Below are 15,907 nucleotides of genomic sequence, written 5' to 3'. Positions count from 1 at the left end.
TCAATCCTCCCCGAGCTTAATCGCTTGATGGATGCGAAGCCGCGACAGCATAAAGGCCAAAATGCCGAGTCCGGCCGCGAGCATAAATCCGACCAGCACGTAAATGCGCATGAAGTCCCCGGCTTCGAACATCACCTTAAACGGCGGCACCAGGCTGCTCGGATTAAAGGCGATTTGGAAGTTCGGCACATATAGCAGGCTGGCGGCGTTGCCGACAAGGATACCGATCAGCACCGCGACGCCGGAGGTGAGCAGCTGCTCGATAGCGAGCATTCCGATCAGCTGCTTTAGGGATAAGCCGACCGCCCGCAAAATGCCGTTTTGCAGCGTTCTTCCACGCAGCGACAGCACCCAGTACAGGAGGAAGCCGATAAAGCTCACCAGAATCGACAGGACGAAGCCTAACGTCAAAATCCCGTTCAGAGCCATGAGGAACGGATCGTTTTTGGCTGCGGTCAGCTCCTCTCGCGCGTTCGTAATTTCCGTAACCGGCAGCTTGGATTCGGCAAGCCCCTCGTAAAATTCGGCAGTCGTCGCTTCCGGCTTCAGCTTGATCCACACCTCGTAAGGCTCCAGCGCGAGCTGCACCTGGATCCGCGGGAGATGTCCGACGATCAGCATCGGTGCGTTCGAGGCCGATTCTTCGTCGCTCACATCGACGCTGCCGACCGCAGGATTCGGGTTAAAGGTCGGAAAATAATCGATAACGCCGTACACCTTGAACGGCTGCTGAGGGACGTCGTCCCACCCTACCCAAATCGTATCGCCGGCTTTTGCATCTTTCTGCTCGGCCAGCGTCCGCGAGATCAGCACCGCCTGCGGATCCGTTGCGATCAGATTCAGATAGTCATTGATCGGATGATCGAGCAGACTGTCCCGGAACCACGTCGTGGCCCCGAATTCATCGGTATCGATGCCGATGAGGGAAGCCGTGCCGTTGCCTTCGTTAATGCTGAAGCCCGCTTCCTTTTTGAACACTTTTGCAGTCGACTCTACGCCTGGAAGCGTGCGGAACGGTTCGAAAGCCGGCTCCAGGTAATGAATGACCGACGGAGCTTCGACCGTCTGCTCTCCGCCCGGCGCTCCCGGCATCGGAGGAGGCGGAGCATCGTTAATCCACTCTGACTTCAGCACGATATCTGCGCCGTTGCCGTAAAGGATCCGGTCCTCGGTATTATTGTTGATCGTCCGCGCGGCTGAAGCGCTGAACACGCCCGTCGCGATCGTCATGATGAGGAAAATCATCAGAAACTGATACTGCGAGCTTGAACGGCCGACCTGGATTAAAGTCGCGTAAACGGAAGGCGGCCACCAATTTTTCCCGATCCAATAGACGAGTCTAAGAATCCATGGGTACAGCCTCAGAAGCAGCAGGCCCGCTCCCATCACGAACAATGCCGGGATAACGAACTGCAGCGGGTCGATGTTCAGATCCATTGCGTTAAGCCCCAGGCTTTGCAGGTCCTCCATCCGCTTTCTGAAGGTGTAGAGCCCGTATATCGCCAAGGCAAGCGCGAGAACATCGAGAAACATTTTGTGCCAAAGCGGCGTTTTCAGCAATCTTGCCAGCTGCTGCTTATGTCCGACGATGGTAACCCGGGTCGCCATTACGATCGGGATCAGCATAATGATGAAGCAGACGCCTGCTGCGATCGCGCCGTAACGATAGGCCTCCGCCGTCAGCCGCACCGGCAGCCGCACACGCTGCACGAACTCCAGGAAACCGTTCGAAGCGCCAAGCACCTCCGTAAGCAGAGCTCCGAGCAGCGGTCCGATACCAAGGGCAAGTCCGCACAGAAAAAGTCCCTCAACCGCATAAGAGGTGACGACCTGCCAGCGCGCGGCGCCCCGGCTGCGCAGCACGGCAATTTCGTTTTTCTGGCGGTCTGCGATCAGGTTGGACACCATGAACATATAGAAGCCAAGCATAATCAGAACCGGCACGTTCAGGGACCACATCAGCGTTCTCAGCTGATCCGCCCGCTCCAGATAGGACGAGATCGTGTCCAGCGCAGGCGTCTCCGACACGGACTGATAGATCGTGACATAATTCAGCAGCACGTTGTGGATTTTACTCGTCGTCGTAACAAAATCGTCCACAAACCGCAGCTCCAGCTTCGAGTAATCAAGCACAAAAAACCATCCAATGGAAACTAGCGGAATTTGCCCTTCCTGAAGGAGCCGCTGCCTCGCCGTCTGATCGCTGATGACGAAGCTGCCCGACAGCTCGCTCAGATCGGTATCCTTGAAGTAGGGATCGTCATCCTCCTTTTTCTCGAAAACGCCGACCGGTTTGAGCTTTATTTCCCCGGCAATTTTATTGTCGCTGACAACAAATTCCGAGCCGATCACCGTTTTGTATTGAATGAGCGCCCGCTCCGTGACGAGCACCTCGTATACGCCGTCCACAGGCTGCGTCTCGGCCGGCATTCTGCCGTCCGTCAGCTTGATATGGTCCTCCAATCCGCTGAAGGAGCGGAGCGAAACGGTTTTGACCGACCTCGTCGAAGTCGGATCGGGGTCGTTCACCGGTCTGATTTTCATCGTTCTGGATTGAAAATCGGTGACCAGCTCCTGAACCGGAATTTGAAAATTGCCCGAAGCCGTGCCTTTTATATAGCCGTCCACCTTCGAATAAATCTCGCTCATCCGCTCCGGCGTTTCTTTGGTGAAAAACAGCTTGCTGTATTGGGAGCCCGGATAAACGCTGCTGTTCTCCTGCATCTTCTCCAAATCCTTGACCAGCATCCGCGACAAGACGGCTTCCGAATAAATCGGCATGCTGCTGACCAGGGCGACCGATATCGAGAGTCCGATAAACAAACTGGCGACCAGCCATTTGTTCTGCATCATTTTGCGAATAATCATGACAAACAAAGCCACGCGAAAACCTCCCAAGCTTATTGCACCATGCTTTCTATTGAAGCACGACGACGGCCCCTTCTTCCAAGCCTTTCGTTATTTCGATATCGGTAGAACCTTTGATGCCGGTTTCCACGTCGATTTCGCGGACTTTATTGCCGTCCTCCAGCGTCCTTACGAACGTCCTGCCGAGGAAGCTGCGCACGCCGCTGCGCGGAATGGTCAATACGTCCTCACGCTTCTGCAAAATGATTTTGACATCGGCGAACGAGCCGATCTCAGCGTCCGCCGGCACCTTCGGGACCTCGATGTAAAGCGTCTTGGAGTAACGCTCCTGCAGCTGCTCGTTCATAGTGGCCGGAGCCGACGAAGGCGTCTGAACGACTTTGCCTTCCAGCTCGCTCTGCCCGAACGTCACCAATGCGGGAAAACCGACATCGACGCCGCTGATTTCGGCGGAGTTCTCGACGCGAAGGGCAACCCGCAGCTTCGAAGGATCCGAGATCGTGACAAGCGTCTGATACGGCTCCACGAAATCCCCTTCCTTCAGATCCTCGACGAACGTCACCTGGCCGTTCATGCCGGCGACGAGCTGCTTGCTGTTGAAGGTCGTCATCAGCCGCTCGAGCTTCAGGTTCTCAATATCCAACTGCAGCTGGGCGATATTTACCGCATCGGCGTCGCCTGCGCCTTTGGCCTGCTTGAGCGCCAGCTTCGCGCGGGCCACCCCAAGCTGCTGCTCCTTCAGCTGAATGTCCAGACCGTCTACGTTCAGCTGGACGAGCACGTCGCCCTTCTTCACCGTATCTCCTGCGGTGACGAGCATTTTGGCAAGGCGTCCGCCTTGTCCCGTGAACTGGGCCATCTCCCATTCCGTCGATTCCAGCGAGCCGTTCCCCTTAATTTCCTGTGAGATGGTGCCTTTTTCTACCGTTACCGTACGGTAGTTTTCCTGAGCGGGCTTGACCAGCGGGGGCTTCAGGGCGTTCTCCTCCGCAGGAAGCAGGGAGCAGCCTGTGAGCGAAGCTCCGAGCAGCAGTGCGAATGACCAGCCTAATATCGGTTTAAGCTTGTGAGACAATTTGTCCATCCTCCAATTCATACACTTGGTCAACGATCTCCATAATGGCGGGATCATGCGTGGTCATAACGATCGTCATGCCGGTCGTTTCCACCAAATCCCGAAACACCTTCATAATCTGAAGGCCCGTCCGGCTGTCCAGCTCGGCCGTCGGCTCGTCTGCAAGCAGCAGCTTGGGCTGATGGGCGATCGCTCTGGCGATGGCCGTCCGCTGCTGCTCGCCGCCGGAAAGCTCGAACGGGCGGTGATGCATGCGGCTCTTTAACCCGACCTGCTCCAAGGCCTGGACCGCCGCATCCTTGCGGCCGCTCCCCGCGGCTCCCGCCACTCGCAGGATGAACTCTACGTTCTCGTAAGCGGACATAAGCGGAATAAGCGCAAAGGATTGAAAAATAAGGCCCATCTCCTTGCGCCGCACCTGATCTCTCTCTTTGCCCGTCAGCGCCGTCAAATCTATGCCGTCAAACATAATTTGGCCTTCGGTCGGCCGGTCCAGCGCGCTCAGCAGGTTGATCAGCGTCGTTTTCCCCGAGCCGGACCTTCCTTTTAAAGCGATGAGCCGTCCCGATGAAATGGACAAATCCACTCCCTTCAGCACCGTCACGGCGGCGGCACCCTTTCCGAATGTTCGTTTTAAAGCGCTTGCACGAATGATTTCGCGCTCACCCAGCTGCATGCATCTTCCCCCTCCGTTCCTAGTCAAGCAGCACTAAAAATCTATCTTTGTTAATCGCTTTCATTCATGCCTTTTTTCATTTTAACCCCGACTCTATCGATGTACAAGCATTATTAATAGCCAAAAACAAAATTAAATAAGGGAAATGTTAATCAATTGCAAATGATGTCTGCATCCTCGCCTCCAAGCTCTCTGCTAAAGCAGCGGAATGAATCCGGCCGCATAACGCAGCGAAGGGCCGCTCTCTCGCTTCTGCAGCGAGGGCGACCCTTTAAGGCAATTAGATGTCCAGCCGGAGGAAAAAGATAACCGCCGTCACCGTCAATATGCTTACGATCGTCGAGACGAATACGGACTGGGAGGCGAATTCCGCCTCGTTGTCGAACTCGACGGCCAGCAGTACGCTGCTGAGCGACGTCGGAACCGCGGACGACACGATGAGCGCGGCGGCCGTCAGCTTGTCCATCCCGAGCAGCGATACGATCAGCCAGGCGAGCAGCGGACCGGCGACGAGCCGCAGCGTGGCGGAGATGCTGACATCGATCAGAAGCGAGCGTTTGATTTTCCACTCCATATTGCCGAGCTGTACGCCAAGCGTAATCAAAGCCGTTCCGATGAAGGCGTTTGACAAATACTCGACCGGCGTCATGATCGACTGGGGAATCGGCACTTCTAACGCTCTTAGCGACAAAGCGACCGGTATGACATATATGACCGGCATCGACGAAATCGTCTTCATGATCGCCCGGAAATCGGCCTTATGCGCGTTGACGTTGTAGATGCCATAGGTGTTCGGCACGAGCGACTGCACCATCATAACGACGATCTGAACGGCCAGCGTCGCCGTGTTGCCTGCGAATGCCAGCTGGTTCAGCGGGATGCCGTAATTTGCGCTGTTGTAGAAGAGCACGCTGTTGCGCATCGCGCTTTTCATCCCCGGGCTATAACCCCGCAGGCGAATGACGAGCTCTACGACGATGTACTGCAAAATCATAAACAATAGGACAAAAAATAAGATGTTCCCGATCACCGATGCCGAAATGCTCGTATTGTACAATAAATCGAACATGATTGCCGGCGAAAACAAATAGAAGTTCATCTTCGAAAGCGTTTTTATATCCAGCTTGAAGGCCCGCTGAATGGTGACGCCGATCCCGATCATAATACCCATCGGCAGCACGTTGTTCAACAAAATATGAAAAAAAATACTCATTGCTGCATCTGCTTCTTTCTATTATCAATTAATAGAGCCGTCGCGGACTCTATCGGGTCATCATCTCATTTTAGATTCAGTCGTCAAATAAAAGCAACCCTTTTTCCGCCCGCGCCCGGTACATGATGCACCTGCTTAGGGGAAAAAGGGCGAATGGTGGCGAATCACTAACGAATCCCAGTCACTCTATCACCGAGAAAATGGCAGCCGTTCTACTCTAACGATCTTCAACGGCTTTATAAGGCTGCCGGCAGCTCAAACAACGGCCAAAAATCGGTAATAGCGCCAGTGGAGTTCGTTAAACTTTCAAAACCGCACATTTAGAGCATATAAGAGTTACTGAGTTCGTTAGCCGAATGCGCCGCGTGATAAGTTGCTATGTCCGTAATCCGAATGAGCGCGCGATAAGTTACTGATTGCACAATCCGTACATTCCAGCGAAGGTCCATACCGCAGCCGCAAGCCTCCTTCAGCTGCAGCAGCTACAACTGCTGCTCCTGCTGATAAAGCACGGTGGACAAATACCTTTCCCCGTTACTCGGGATGACTGCCACGACACGTTTGCCCGCTCCAAGCTTTTGCGCGAGCTGAATCGCCGCATGGATAGCCGCGCCCGAGGAAATGCCTCCGAGGATGCCCTCCTCCTTCGCGACCCGCCTTGCCAGCTCGAACGCCTCTTCATTGCTGACCTGAATAATCTCGTCGTAAATGTCCGTATCCAGTATGGACGGCACGAAGCCCGCACCGATGCCCTGAATTTTGTGCAGTCCGGGCGAACCGCCGGAAAGCACCGGCGACGAAGCCGGCTCGACGGCTGCAATGCGGATGTCCGGATATTGCTGCCGCAGCACCTCGCCCGCTCCCGTAATCGTGCCGCCTGTCCCGACCCCGGCGACGAAGCCGTCAAGGCCTCCACCCAGCGACTCGATCGCTTTCACGATTTCAGGACCGGTCGTTTCGCGGTGGATCTTGACGTTCGCCGGATTATCGAACTGAAGCGCCTGAAAATATTCCGGATGCTTCTCCGCCAGCTCCTGCGCCGTCCTGATCGCCCCCTTCATCCCTTCGGGCCCCGGCGTCAGCACCAGCTCCGCGCCGTATGCCCGAAGCAGATTGCGGCGCTCCAGACTCATCGTCTCCGGCATAACCAGAATCGCTTTATACCCTCTGGCCGCCGCGACCAAAGCGATCCCGATGCCGGTATTGCCGCTTGTCGCCTCGATAATCGTATCGCCGCGCTTCAAACGGCCGTCCTTCTCCGCCTCCTCGATGATGCTGATCGCGATACGGTCCTTGACACTGCTGCCGGGATTAAAAAATTCCAGCTTCAAATAAATCTCGGCGCTGTCCGGGGGAACGACGTTGTTCAGTCGGACGAGCGGAGTGCCGCCTATCAGATCTGTAATGTTGTTAACGACCAAGCTCATACTCCCAGCCTCCTTGTCTCTATATAAAGTGTCCTTGCGGCACGTGCCGACTATTGGTGCGGGAGCTTATCGCGGCTACACCGCGACATGCCCCTGCGAATGCTCGTAAAGCTCGCGGTAATGACCGCCGCGCTCCAGCAGCTGCCGGTGATTGCCCTGCTCGACGATTTCGCCGCGGCTCATGACGATGATCCGGTCGGCGTTCATAATCGTAGACAGCCGGTGCGCGATGACGATCGTTGTACGATTCTTAGATACAATATGGAGCGCATTTTGAATCAGCTGCTCCGTCTGGGAATCGAGATTCGCGCTGGCCTCATCGAGGATGAGCACCTTCGGCTTGAATACGATAATTCTCGCGAAGGAAATCAGCTGGCGCTCGCCTGCGGACAGCCCGCTGCCCCTTTCGGAAAGCATCGTATCATAGCCGTCCGGCAGCTTCTTGATAACCGAATCGGCGCCGACGAATTCGCATGCCTGGATAACCTCTTCGCGGGTGATCGTCTCGTCGAACATTCTTACATTTTCAATGATGCTGCCCGAATAAAGGTACGGCTCCTGCTGGACAAGGCCGACGACCCGGTGCAGCGTCGCCTGCGGGAAGTCCTTCACGTCCGTCCCGTCGATCCGGACGCTTCCTTCCCGCACGTCGTAGAAACGGCAGAGCAGACTGATGAGCGAGCTTTTGCCCGCGCCTGTCGTGCCGACGACGCCGATCATCTCCCCGGCCTTAATATGAAGATCCAAATTGCGGATAATCGGAATGCCCTCTTCATAGGAAAACGAGATTTCGTCGAAATCGATGCGTCCCTTGATCTTGTCCGGGCTGATCGCCTTCAGCTCATGGTCGGATTCGCTGTCGGTAACATCCGGCTTGCTGGCGAATACCGACCAGATCCGGGTTACGGCAACGGTTGCCGACTGCAGCGTGTTCCACTGCTGGGTGATCGTATTGATCGGCTGGAAAAACTGGCGGATGTAAGTAATGAACGCGTACAGCACCCCGAACTCCAGATCCTGGCCAAGCACCGCTCTGCCTCCGATCCAGGTCACAAAGGCGATGGACAAATTGCTCAATATATCAAAGGTACGGCCAAACAGGACGTTCGTCCGTATTTCTCTCAAATTCGCTTTAAAGTAAAGCCCGTTCCGTTCGTCGAACTGCTTCTCCTGCTCCTTCTGCTGATGAAACACCTGAACCAGGTTCATGCCCGACAAATTTTCGGCGACAAACGCGACCATCCGCGACAATCTCGTCCTGGCGAGCTGATAGGTAGCCCTCATGAACGAGCGGAACGCGATGGCGATCAGGAAGATGATCGGCAATAAGATCATGCAATACAGCGCCAATTGCGTATCGAGCTGGAACATCAGCACGATGATGAAGACGAGTGTTAGGCCGTCGCGGAACAGACTGAGCAGCACCTGATTGAAAAATTGGTTCAGCGCCTCGGTATCGCTGGACACGTGCGTAATGAGGCTGCCGCTCGACATCCGGTCGAAATACCTCATCGACTGCTTCAAAATGTGGCCGAACAGCTGCTTGCGGATGCGGGCAACGATGCTTTGGCCGATATTTTGCAGCAAATTGTTCTGCAGGTAAGTGAACGCGAAGCTGGACACCGACAGGCCGAGATAGACGGCGCATATGGTCAGCAGGCCCTTGTAGTCGTTTTTGCCCGCCAGCAAATTGTCGTCAATTGCGATTTTCATCAGGAACGGCTGCAGCAGATCCGATAAAATCGCAATGACGGTACAGCAAAGCACGCCGACGAACGCCCAAATATGCGGTCTTACATAGCCCGACAAGGCCCGGAAGGCCGAGACGTATTGCGGCTTTTGATCGGCCTGGCTAAGGTCGGACTTCTGGTCCGCCTGCCAGTTATGAATGGCTTGTGCCGGTCGCATGCTGACTTCCCTCCTCTTGTATGGCATGGAGCTCGGCATAAAGACCCGGCTCCTCAAGCAGCTCTGAATGTGTGCCGCGCTGAACGATCGTGCCGCCATCCAGCACGATAATTTCGTCCGCATGCTTGATGGCGCTGATCCGGTGGGCGATAATAATCGTCGTTTTGCTTTTGCGCTCCTTTTGGATCGATTCGATAATTTCCTTCTCCGTCACGGCATCGACCGCGCTGACGCTGTCGTCGAGGATCATGACCGGAGCGTTCTTGATGAGGCCGCGAGCCAGGCTTGTGCGCTGGCGCTGCCCCCCGGAAAGCGTCAAGCCGCGCTCGCCGAGCCTCGTTTCGAATTTTTCCGGCAGCTCTACGATATTGTCATAGATCCGGGCATTGCGCGCGGCGGTCTCGACCGTCTTAAGCTCCGTATCGCGCTTGTAGAAGGCGATATTTTCCCGGATGGTTGTGCTGAACAGGAAGCCGTCCTGCGGAACGTAAGCGATCTGCTCGCGCAGGCTTTCGAGCGTCAGCTCCCTGATGTCCGTACCTCCGAAGCTAATCGTGCCCGGCGGCGGATCGCATGTACGCAGCAGCAGCTTCATTAAAGTTGTCTTTCCGCTTCCCGTCCGGCCGATGATGCCGAGCGTCTTGCCCGGCTGAAGCTCAAGGCGGATATCCTTCAGCACTTTATTGGACGAATTTCCGTAGGAGAAGGACAGGTTTTCAATGCGGATAGCCGCCGTGCCGAAATCGGCCTCCTTCGCATTGTCCAGCTCCACGATATCCGACTGCTGGGACAAAAGCTCGTTCAGCCGCTGCAGGGACGCCCTCGAGCGCTGAATCGAATTGATGACGTTGCCGATCTGCTGAAGAGGGTTCATCAGCATCCGTACATAAAGTGTCAGCGCAACGAAATTACCGAGCGACATCTGCTTCGCAATGGTCAAATAACCGCCGAAGGCCAGTGCGATAATAAGTGCGATAGTACCCAGAAACGGAATGAGCGCCTGGAAAAAGGAAGACACCCGCACCAGCCGAAGCTGGTTCCGGCGGATTCGCTCAACCGTATTCCCGAACCGCTCGTTCATAATGTCCTCGACCGCGAATTTCTTCGTCACGCGGATGCCGCCGAACTGCTCCTCCGCCGTTTCGGTCATTTTGCCCAGCGCCTCCTGCACCTCAAGCGAGCGCTTTCTGATAATAGGCCCCAGATAAACGACGATGAACGGGATCAGCAGCAGCGGGAGCACCGACGCCAGGATCAGGTAATAAGGAATGCCGCTTACGATCATCATCGTCATAGTCGCCACCAGCAGCATCGAGGCGTTCGCCGTCTGGTTAAAGCCCATGGAGATCGACTCCCGGACGGCCGTCACGTCATTCATGAAGTAGCTGAGCAGCTTGCCGACGCCGTTTCTCGAATAAAATCTCTCGCTCATTTGGGTGAAGTGGCGGAACAAGCCCCCGCGCACGAGAAATTCGAATCTCCTGCCCACGTACATGACCAGATATTGAGCAGCTCCGTTGAAGAGGACATGGCCGACGCCGATCATCAGCAGCAGCAGGCTGTAATCGACAATCAGGCTGCTCGTCAGCTCTTTCAGCTGCAGCTTATCGGTGAACTGCCCCAGCACCTTCGGGTAAAACACGTTGATCAGGTTCGAAATCAAATGAAATAAGAGCGAGAACATATAGATGTACCACGTTTTGCGAAAAAAATCGGTTAATATGCGTTTCGGTTTCAAGCAACGATCACTTCCATTCGTGATAGTCTGTCATCCCGCCGCTTCCGTCTGCGGAAACTGCAATTCGTAGAGCTGGCTGTAGCGGCCCTGCAGCCTCAGCAGCTCCTCGTGCGTTCCATGCTCTTCGATACGGCCGTGCTCGAGCACATATATTTGATCCGCCTGCTGAATCGTCGAAAGCCGGTGGGCGATGACGAGACAAGTGCGCCCCTTCAGCAGCAGCGACAGCGCTTCCTGGATATGCTGTTCCGACTCGGTGTCGAGGGAAGCCGTCGCTTCATCGAGAATGATGATGCGGGGATTTTTCAAGATAGCCCTTGCTATGGAAATGCGCTGCTTCTGTCCGCCGGACAACTTGACGCCGCGCTCGCCGATCTGGGTGTCGTAGCCGTTCGGGAAGGACTCGATGAACTTGCTGGCGTTCGCCGCCTTCGCCGCGGCTCTCACTTCCTCATCGGTGGAGCCAGCGCTTCCGTAACGGATGTTCTCCGCAATCGTGCCGTTGAACAGAAAGATGTCCTGAGACACGATCCCGATCTGCTCCCGGAGCGAAGTGAGGGTGACATCTTTTATCGAGTGGCCGTCGATCGTAATATCTCCGGCCTGCGCATCGTAAAACCTTGGAATCAGATGCGCGATCGTCGATTTGCCGGAGCCGGAGGAGCCGACCAATGCCGTCACCTTGCCCGCTTCCAGCTCCAGGCTGAACTGCGACAGCACCTCCGAGTCCTTCGAATACGCGAAGCTGACATGATCGAAATGGATGTGCCCGCGTACCGGCGGCAGCGTAACCGCGTCTTTCTTCTCCGTAATTTCGGCCTTTGTGTTCATGACCTCCATAATCCGCTCGTATGCGGCTGCCGCTTGCTGAATCGTATTCAAAATGCGGCTGAAATGGCGAACAGGATTTTGCAGAAGGCGCAAATACGCGATAAAAGCGACGATCGTTCCTACCGTCATTTGATCCTTCATCGCCAGCCATGCTCCGAATACGAGCACGATCGCAAGTCCCAGAAAATTCAGAAAATCGATAATAGGCTCATAGGCTGCCCGCAAGCGGACGACCTGAATATTCGCATCCATATTTTTCTGCGTGCGCTCGGAAAAGCGGCCGGACTCGTAACCTTCCGCCGTAAACGACTTTATGAGCCGGATGCCGGTGAGCGCGTTCTGGAGATGGTCGCTGACATCCGCTACCGACTCCTGCACCTTGCGGAAGGAGGCGCGCATCCGTTTGCCGAACAGCCTCGTCGTCATAATCATAAAAGGAAAGGTAGCAAGCAGAAGCACCGTCAACTTCCAATCGATCCACAGCATATAAATGGCGATAGACGTGAAAGTGAAAAAATCGGTGAACAGCTGCATCATGCTGGAAGAAATCAATTGCTGAAGAATGCCTACGTCGTTCGTGACGCGGGACATTAAATCCCCCGTGCGGTTGCGGTCGAAAAAGGAGACGTCCATGCTTTGCATATGCCGGTACAAATCGTTGCGAAGATTGTAGAGCACTTTCTGCCCGATAGCGGCCATAAACGTCGAGCTGACATATTTCAGCAGTCCTAGTGCGATTGCCGAGCCAAGAACGCCGGCTCCGATCCATGGCAGCAGGCTGAAGCGTTTATCGGGAATGAGGTGGTCAATCGTGTAGCGGGTAAGCTGCGGCACGATAAACTCAAGCAGCGAAACTGCGGTGATGCAGACAAGAGTGATGACAAGTGAAGGCCACTCCATCTTCGCATGAGAGTATATTCTTGCGAACATGCCGTAAATGCTGGCCGGCTTTGCTTTTTCCCCGGTGCCGAATTTTTTCATGCCGCCCATCCCGCCGCCCGCTCGTACGGTACCGGCCGGATTATAGTTATCGCTCATTTCCGCTCTCCTTCCCTGGCGCGCATTCCTGCCCCTCCGTAAGCTGGAGCAGCGATACCCGAAGCTGTCCGACGATTTCCCTCAGCTGTACGGCTTTATCCGCATCGGCGAGCGCCGCGCGTTCCGCCGCCTTCAGCAGATGCAGCAGCTCCTTGCCCTTAGGCGTCAGCCTGCGGTTCCGCTTTACGCCGCCCGGCTGCGCGCCCTCCTCCTGGCCCTCCGGCTCCTGCTCCGGTTCCGGCTCAGCTTCGGCCGACTCCGGATGCTCCTTCTCTTCCTTCAGGTATTCGCGGCCTGCATCGGTAATATTGAAGATCTTCTTTCCTTCGATCTTGCTGGCTTCAACGAAGCCCTGATCGCGCAGCATCTGAAGCGTCGGATAAATGGAGCCCGCGCTCGGCTTATAGGTGCCGCCGGACTGCTCCTCGAGCGCCTTCATCATCTGGTAGCCGTGCATGTTCTCCTGTTCCAGCAGCTCGAGAAGCGCAAACTTTACGCCGCCGCGGCTGAAATACCGCCGGCCCGAGCCAAGTGTCTCCCTCTCGTTGCCGAGATGCAGAAACAACCGCTCCTCCTGCTGCCACACTTTTTTCATTCCATAACCGCCTCCTTTAACGATATATCGTATTGTAATTTATTCTATACGATATATCGTTAATTGGCAACGACCGCAAAAAAATATGCTTGCGAATCCCTGTTTTTTTCAACAAAAAAACCAGTAAATGAACGTCCTTTACTGGTCATTTGTATGAAAGGATTATTCGCGATCAGAACCCGGCTCTTACAGGAACCGGATTATTGTCGATAATTTCCGATATACGCTGAAGCACATCGGCATCCAGGTCGATCCCCGACGCCTTTACATTTTCCTCCACCTGCTCCGGACGGCTTGCTCCTACGAGCGCGCTCGATACGTTCGGCTGCCGCAAAATCCAGGCGAGCGCAAGCTGACCCACCGTTATGTCCAGCTCGGCGGAGATACCCTTCAGCCGCTCGACCTTAGCCAGCTTTTCTTCCGTTATTCTGTTTTTGAAATTTTCGTGCTTGGCCGCGCGCGAATCCTCCGGAACTTGGCCGTTCGCCGTATATTTCCCGGTAAGCAAGCCCTGCGCAAGCGGCGAGAACACGACTTGTCCAAAGCCCTTTTTCAGGCCGAGCGGAATAATTTCCTTTTCGATATAACGGTCGAACAGATTGTAGACCGGCTGGTTAACGACAATCCGGTCCAGCAAATATTTATCGGCAATGGCGAAGGCTTCCGTAATTTGGGCTGCCGTCCATTCGCTGACGCCAACGTAAAGCACCTTGCCCTGCCGCACCAAATCCTCGAACGCGCGCAGCGTTTCCTCAAGCGGCGTTTCCTGGTCAAAGCGGTGGCTGTAGAACACATCGACGTATTCCAGTCCCAGCCGCTTCAGGCTTGCGTTCGCCGATTCGATAACGTGTTTGCGGGACAAGCCGCGGTCATTCGGACCGTCGCCGATTTTGCCGTATACCTTGGTGGCCAGCACATAGGATTCGCGCGGATAGGCACGCAGCGTTTCGCCTACAACCTTCTCCGCTTCGCCTTTGGCGTAAACGTTGGCCGTATCGAAAAAATTCACGCCCAGCTCATACGCCTTTTGAATGGATTGCACGGCATTTTCGCGCTCCACGTAGCCGCCGTAGGTCAGCCAGCTCCCAAGGCTGATCTCGCTTACTTTCAAACCGCTTGCACCTAATTGTCGATATTTTACGGACATTTTCATTTCCTCCTCTAATGGCCCGACGGGACCTGCTTTTCTTCTTTTCTGAGCGCCCAAATCGCTTTGTTTTTATTTTCCGGCCGGGCGAGGCCGAGGTTTTCACGCAGCGTCTTTCCTTCATATTCCGTACGGAACAGGCCGCGGTTCTGCAGCTCCGGAACAACTTTATCGACGAAGGTTTCAAGCCCGCTGAAATAAATATGAGGCAAAATATTAAAGCCGTCCGCCCCGTTCTCCTTGATCCACTTCTCGATAAAATCAGCGGTTTGCAGCACGGAGCCGGTGAAGGACACATGGCCGTGCCCGGCCGCGCTTCTGGCAATGAACTGGCGGATCGTCATCCGGTCGCGGCGTGCCGCGTCAACGACCACCTCCTGCCGGCTCGTGATGCCTGTCGTGATCGTGCCGTACGGCTTGGCTTTGTCGACCGGCACCAGATCGTCGAGGTCATATTCGGTCAAGTCTACCGTAAAATAGTTCGACAGCCTGCGCAGCGATTGCTTCGTGTTCAGCAGCGAGTTGAACTCGTCCTCGATATCCCTGGCTTCGGCTTCGGTATCCCCGACGATCGGGCTGAGTCCCGGCATAATCAACAGCTGATCTGGCGTGCGCCCGTACTTCTTCAGCCTGGACTTGACGTCGGTATAAAACTCCTGCGCGGCGCCCAGCGTCTGCTGCGCCGTGAAGATCACCTCCGCCGACTTCGCAGCAAGCTCCCGGCCGCCCTCCGATGAGCCCGCTTGTACGAGCACCGGGTAGCCCTGCGGAGGCCTTGGAATATTGAGCGGCCCCTTCACGGAATGGTATTGGCCCTGGAAATTGATTTCGTGCACCTTGCTCGATTCGATCGTTACCTCGCGTTCCCTGTCGTAGACCAGGGCATCCTCTTCCCAGCTGTCCCACAGCTGCTTCGTAATTTCCACGAATTCGTCGCCGATCTCATAGCGCTTCGACACCTCGGGATGCTCCGGCTTGCTGAAGTTGCCCGCATCCGCCTGCGAATGTCCCGTCACGATATTCCAGGCCGCCCTGCCTTTGCTGATATGGTCAAGCGAAGCGAATTTTCTCGCCACATGGTAAGGATCGTTGTAGGTCGTGCTGACCGTGGCGATCAGCCCGACATGCTTGGTCAGCGCTGCAAGGCCGGATAGCAGAGTGAACGGCTCCAGCCTTCGGCCGAGACCCGAATAGTTATCCGCCGTGAACAGCGAGTCGAACAAACCCCGTTCCGCGATCTTCGCGATTTCCGCATAATAGTCGAGATCCAGATCATCCTTCGGATTCGAATCGGGATGCTTCCAGGCGGCGGAATGATGCCCGGCCCCCCTCAGGAACACGTTAAAATGAGCCTTCTTGTTTGTCGGTAAGCCGCTCATGCCCTTCACCTC

Annotated in this window: 11 protein-coding genes; all 11 read right to left on the bottom strand. The window is 55.4% G+C overall.

Going from position 1 to position 15,907, the window contains the following annotated elements; genetic code table 11:
• A complete protein-coding gene (locus tag KP806_RS13595; protein WP_224724233.1) occupies positions 1–2,883 on the bottom strand; it encodes an ABC transporter permease in 2,883 nt (960 codons plus the stop codon).
• Positions 2,884–2,917: 34 nt separating this feature from the next.
• Positions 2,918–3,943, bottom strand: a complete 1,026-nt coding sequence (locus KP806_RS13590; protein ID WP_224724232.1) for an efflux RND transporter periplasmic adaptor subunit — start codon at positions 3,941–3,943, stop codon at positions 2,918–2,920.
• On the bottom strand, positions 3,927–4,619 hold the full coding sequence (locus KP806_RS13585) for an ABC transporter ATP-binding protein (RefSeq protein WP_224724231.1): 693 nt from the start codon (positions 4,617–4,619) through the stop codon (positions 3,927–3,929). Before KP806_RS13585 ends, KP806_RS13590 begins: the two co-directional genes overlap by 17 nt.
• A 280-nt stretch (positions 4,620–4,899) precedes the next feature.
• On the bottom strand, positions 4,900–5,832 hold the full coding sequence (locus tag KP806_RS13580; protein WP_224724230.1) for an AEC family transporter: 933 nt from the start codon (positions 5,830–5,832) through the stop codon (positions 4,900–4,902).
• A gap of 482 nt (positions 5,833–6,314) precedes the next feature.
• On the bottom strand, positions 6,315–7,259 hold the full coding sequence (gene cysK / locus KP806_RS13575) for a cysteine synthase A (protein ID WP_224724229.1): 945 nt from the start codon (positions 7,257–7,259) through the stop codon (positions 6,315–6,317).
• Between the two features lie 75 nt (positions 7,260–7,334).
• Positions 7,335–9,167, bottom strand: coding sequence for an ABC transporter ATP-binding protein (locus KP806_RS13570; protein WP_224724228.1), 1,833 nt, complete (start codon positions 9,165–9,167; stop codon positions 7,335–7,337).
• The gene (locus KP806_RS13565) at positions 9,142–10,905 is read right to left on the bottom strand and encodes an ABC transporter ATP-binding protein (protein WP_224724227.1); all 1,764 of its coding nucleotides are present in this window, start codon (positions 10,903–10,905) and stop codon (positions 9,142–9,144) included. Before KP806_RS13565 ends, KP806_RS13570 begins: the two co-directional genes overlap by 26 nt.
• Before the next feature lie 30 nt (positions 10,906–10,935).
• Positions 10,936–12,774 (bottom strand): ABC transporter ATP-binding protein, encoded by a 1,839-nt coding sequence (locus KP806_RS13560; RefSeq protein WP_224724226.1) that lies wholly within the window; start codon positions 12,772–12,774, stop codon positions 10,936–10,938.
• Positions 12,764–13,369, bottom strand: coding sequence for a PadR family transcriptional regulator (locus KP806_RS13555; protein WP_224724225.1), 606 nt, complete (start codon positions 13,367–13,369; stop codon positions 12,764–12,766). Before KP806_RS13555 ends, KP806_RS13560 begins: the two co-directional genes overlap by 11 nt.
• Positions 13,370–13,541: 172 nt before the next feature.
• Positions 13,542–14,516, bottom strand: coding sequence for an aldo/keto reductase family protein (locus KP806_RS13550; protein WP_224724224.1), 975 nt, complete (start codon positions 14,514–14,516; stop codon positions 13,542–13,544).
• A 14-nt stretch (positions 14,517–14,530) separates the two neighbouring features.
• Positions 14,531–15,895, bottom strand: a complete 1,365-nt coding sequence (locus KP806_RS13545; protein WP_224724223.1) for an LLM class flavin-dependent oxidoreductase — start codon at positions 15,893–15,895, stop codon at positions 14,531–14,533.
• Positions 15,896–15,907 lie beyond the last annotated feature (12 nt).

Origin of the sequence: Paenibacillus vietnamensis (genome assembly GCF_020169515.1) — a bacterium.
GTDB classification, from domain to species: Bacteria; Bacillota; Bacilli; order Paenibacillales; family Paenibacillaceae; genus Pristimantibacillus; species Pristimantibacillus vietnamensis.
The sequence above is the reverse complement of the archived record's forward strand: the minus strand, read 5'-3'. Positions and strand labels throughout refer to the sequence as shown.

What these genes read in the sequence shown, in the direction of transcription:
- KP806_RS13585 (WP_224724231.1), bottom strand. Translation starts at nt 4,619, where the DNA reads ATGCAGCTGGGTGAGCGCGAAATCATTCGTGCAAGCGCTTTAAAACGA.
- KP806_RS13580 (WP_224724230.1), bottom strand. Translation starts at nt 5,832, where the DNA reads ATGAGTATTTTTTTTCATATTTTGTTGAACAACGTGCTGCCGATGGGT.
- cysK (WP_224724229.1), bottom strand. Translation starts at nt 7,259, where the DNA reads ATGAGCTTGGTCGTTAACAACATTACAGATCTGATAGGCGGCACTCCG.
- KP806_RS13570 (WP_224724228.1), bottom strand. Translation starts at nt 9,167, where the DNA reads ATGCGACCGGCACAAGCCATTCATAACTGGCAGGCGGACCAGAAGTCC.
- KP806_RS13560 (WP_224724226.1), bottom strand. Translation starts at nt 12,774, where the DNA reads ATGAGCGATAACTATAATCCGGCCGGTACCGTACGAGCGGGCGGCGGG.
- KP806_RS13555 (WP_224724225.1), bottom strand. Translation starts at nt 13,369, where the DNA reads ATGAAAAAAGTGTGGCAGCAGGAGGAGCGGTTGTTTCTGCATCTCGGC.
- KP806_RS13550 (WP_224724224.1), bottom strand. Translation starts at nt 14,516, where the DNA reads ATGTCCGTAAAATATCGACAATTAGGTGCAAGCGGTTTGAAAGTAAGC.
- KP806_RS13545 (WP_224724223.1), bottom strand. Translation starts at nt 15,895, where the DNA reads ATGAGCGGCTTACCGACAAACAAGAAGGCTCATTTTAACGTGTTCCTG.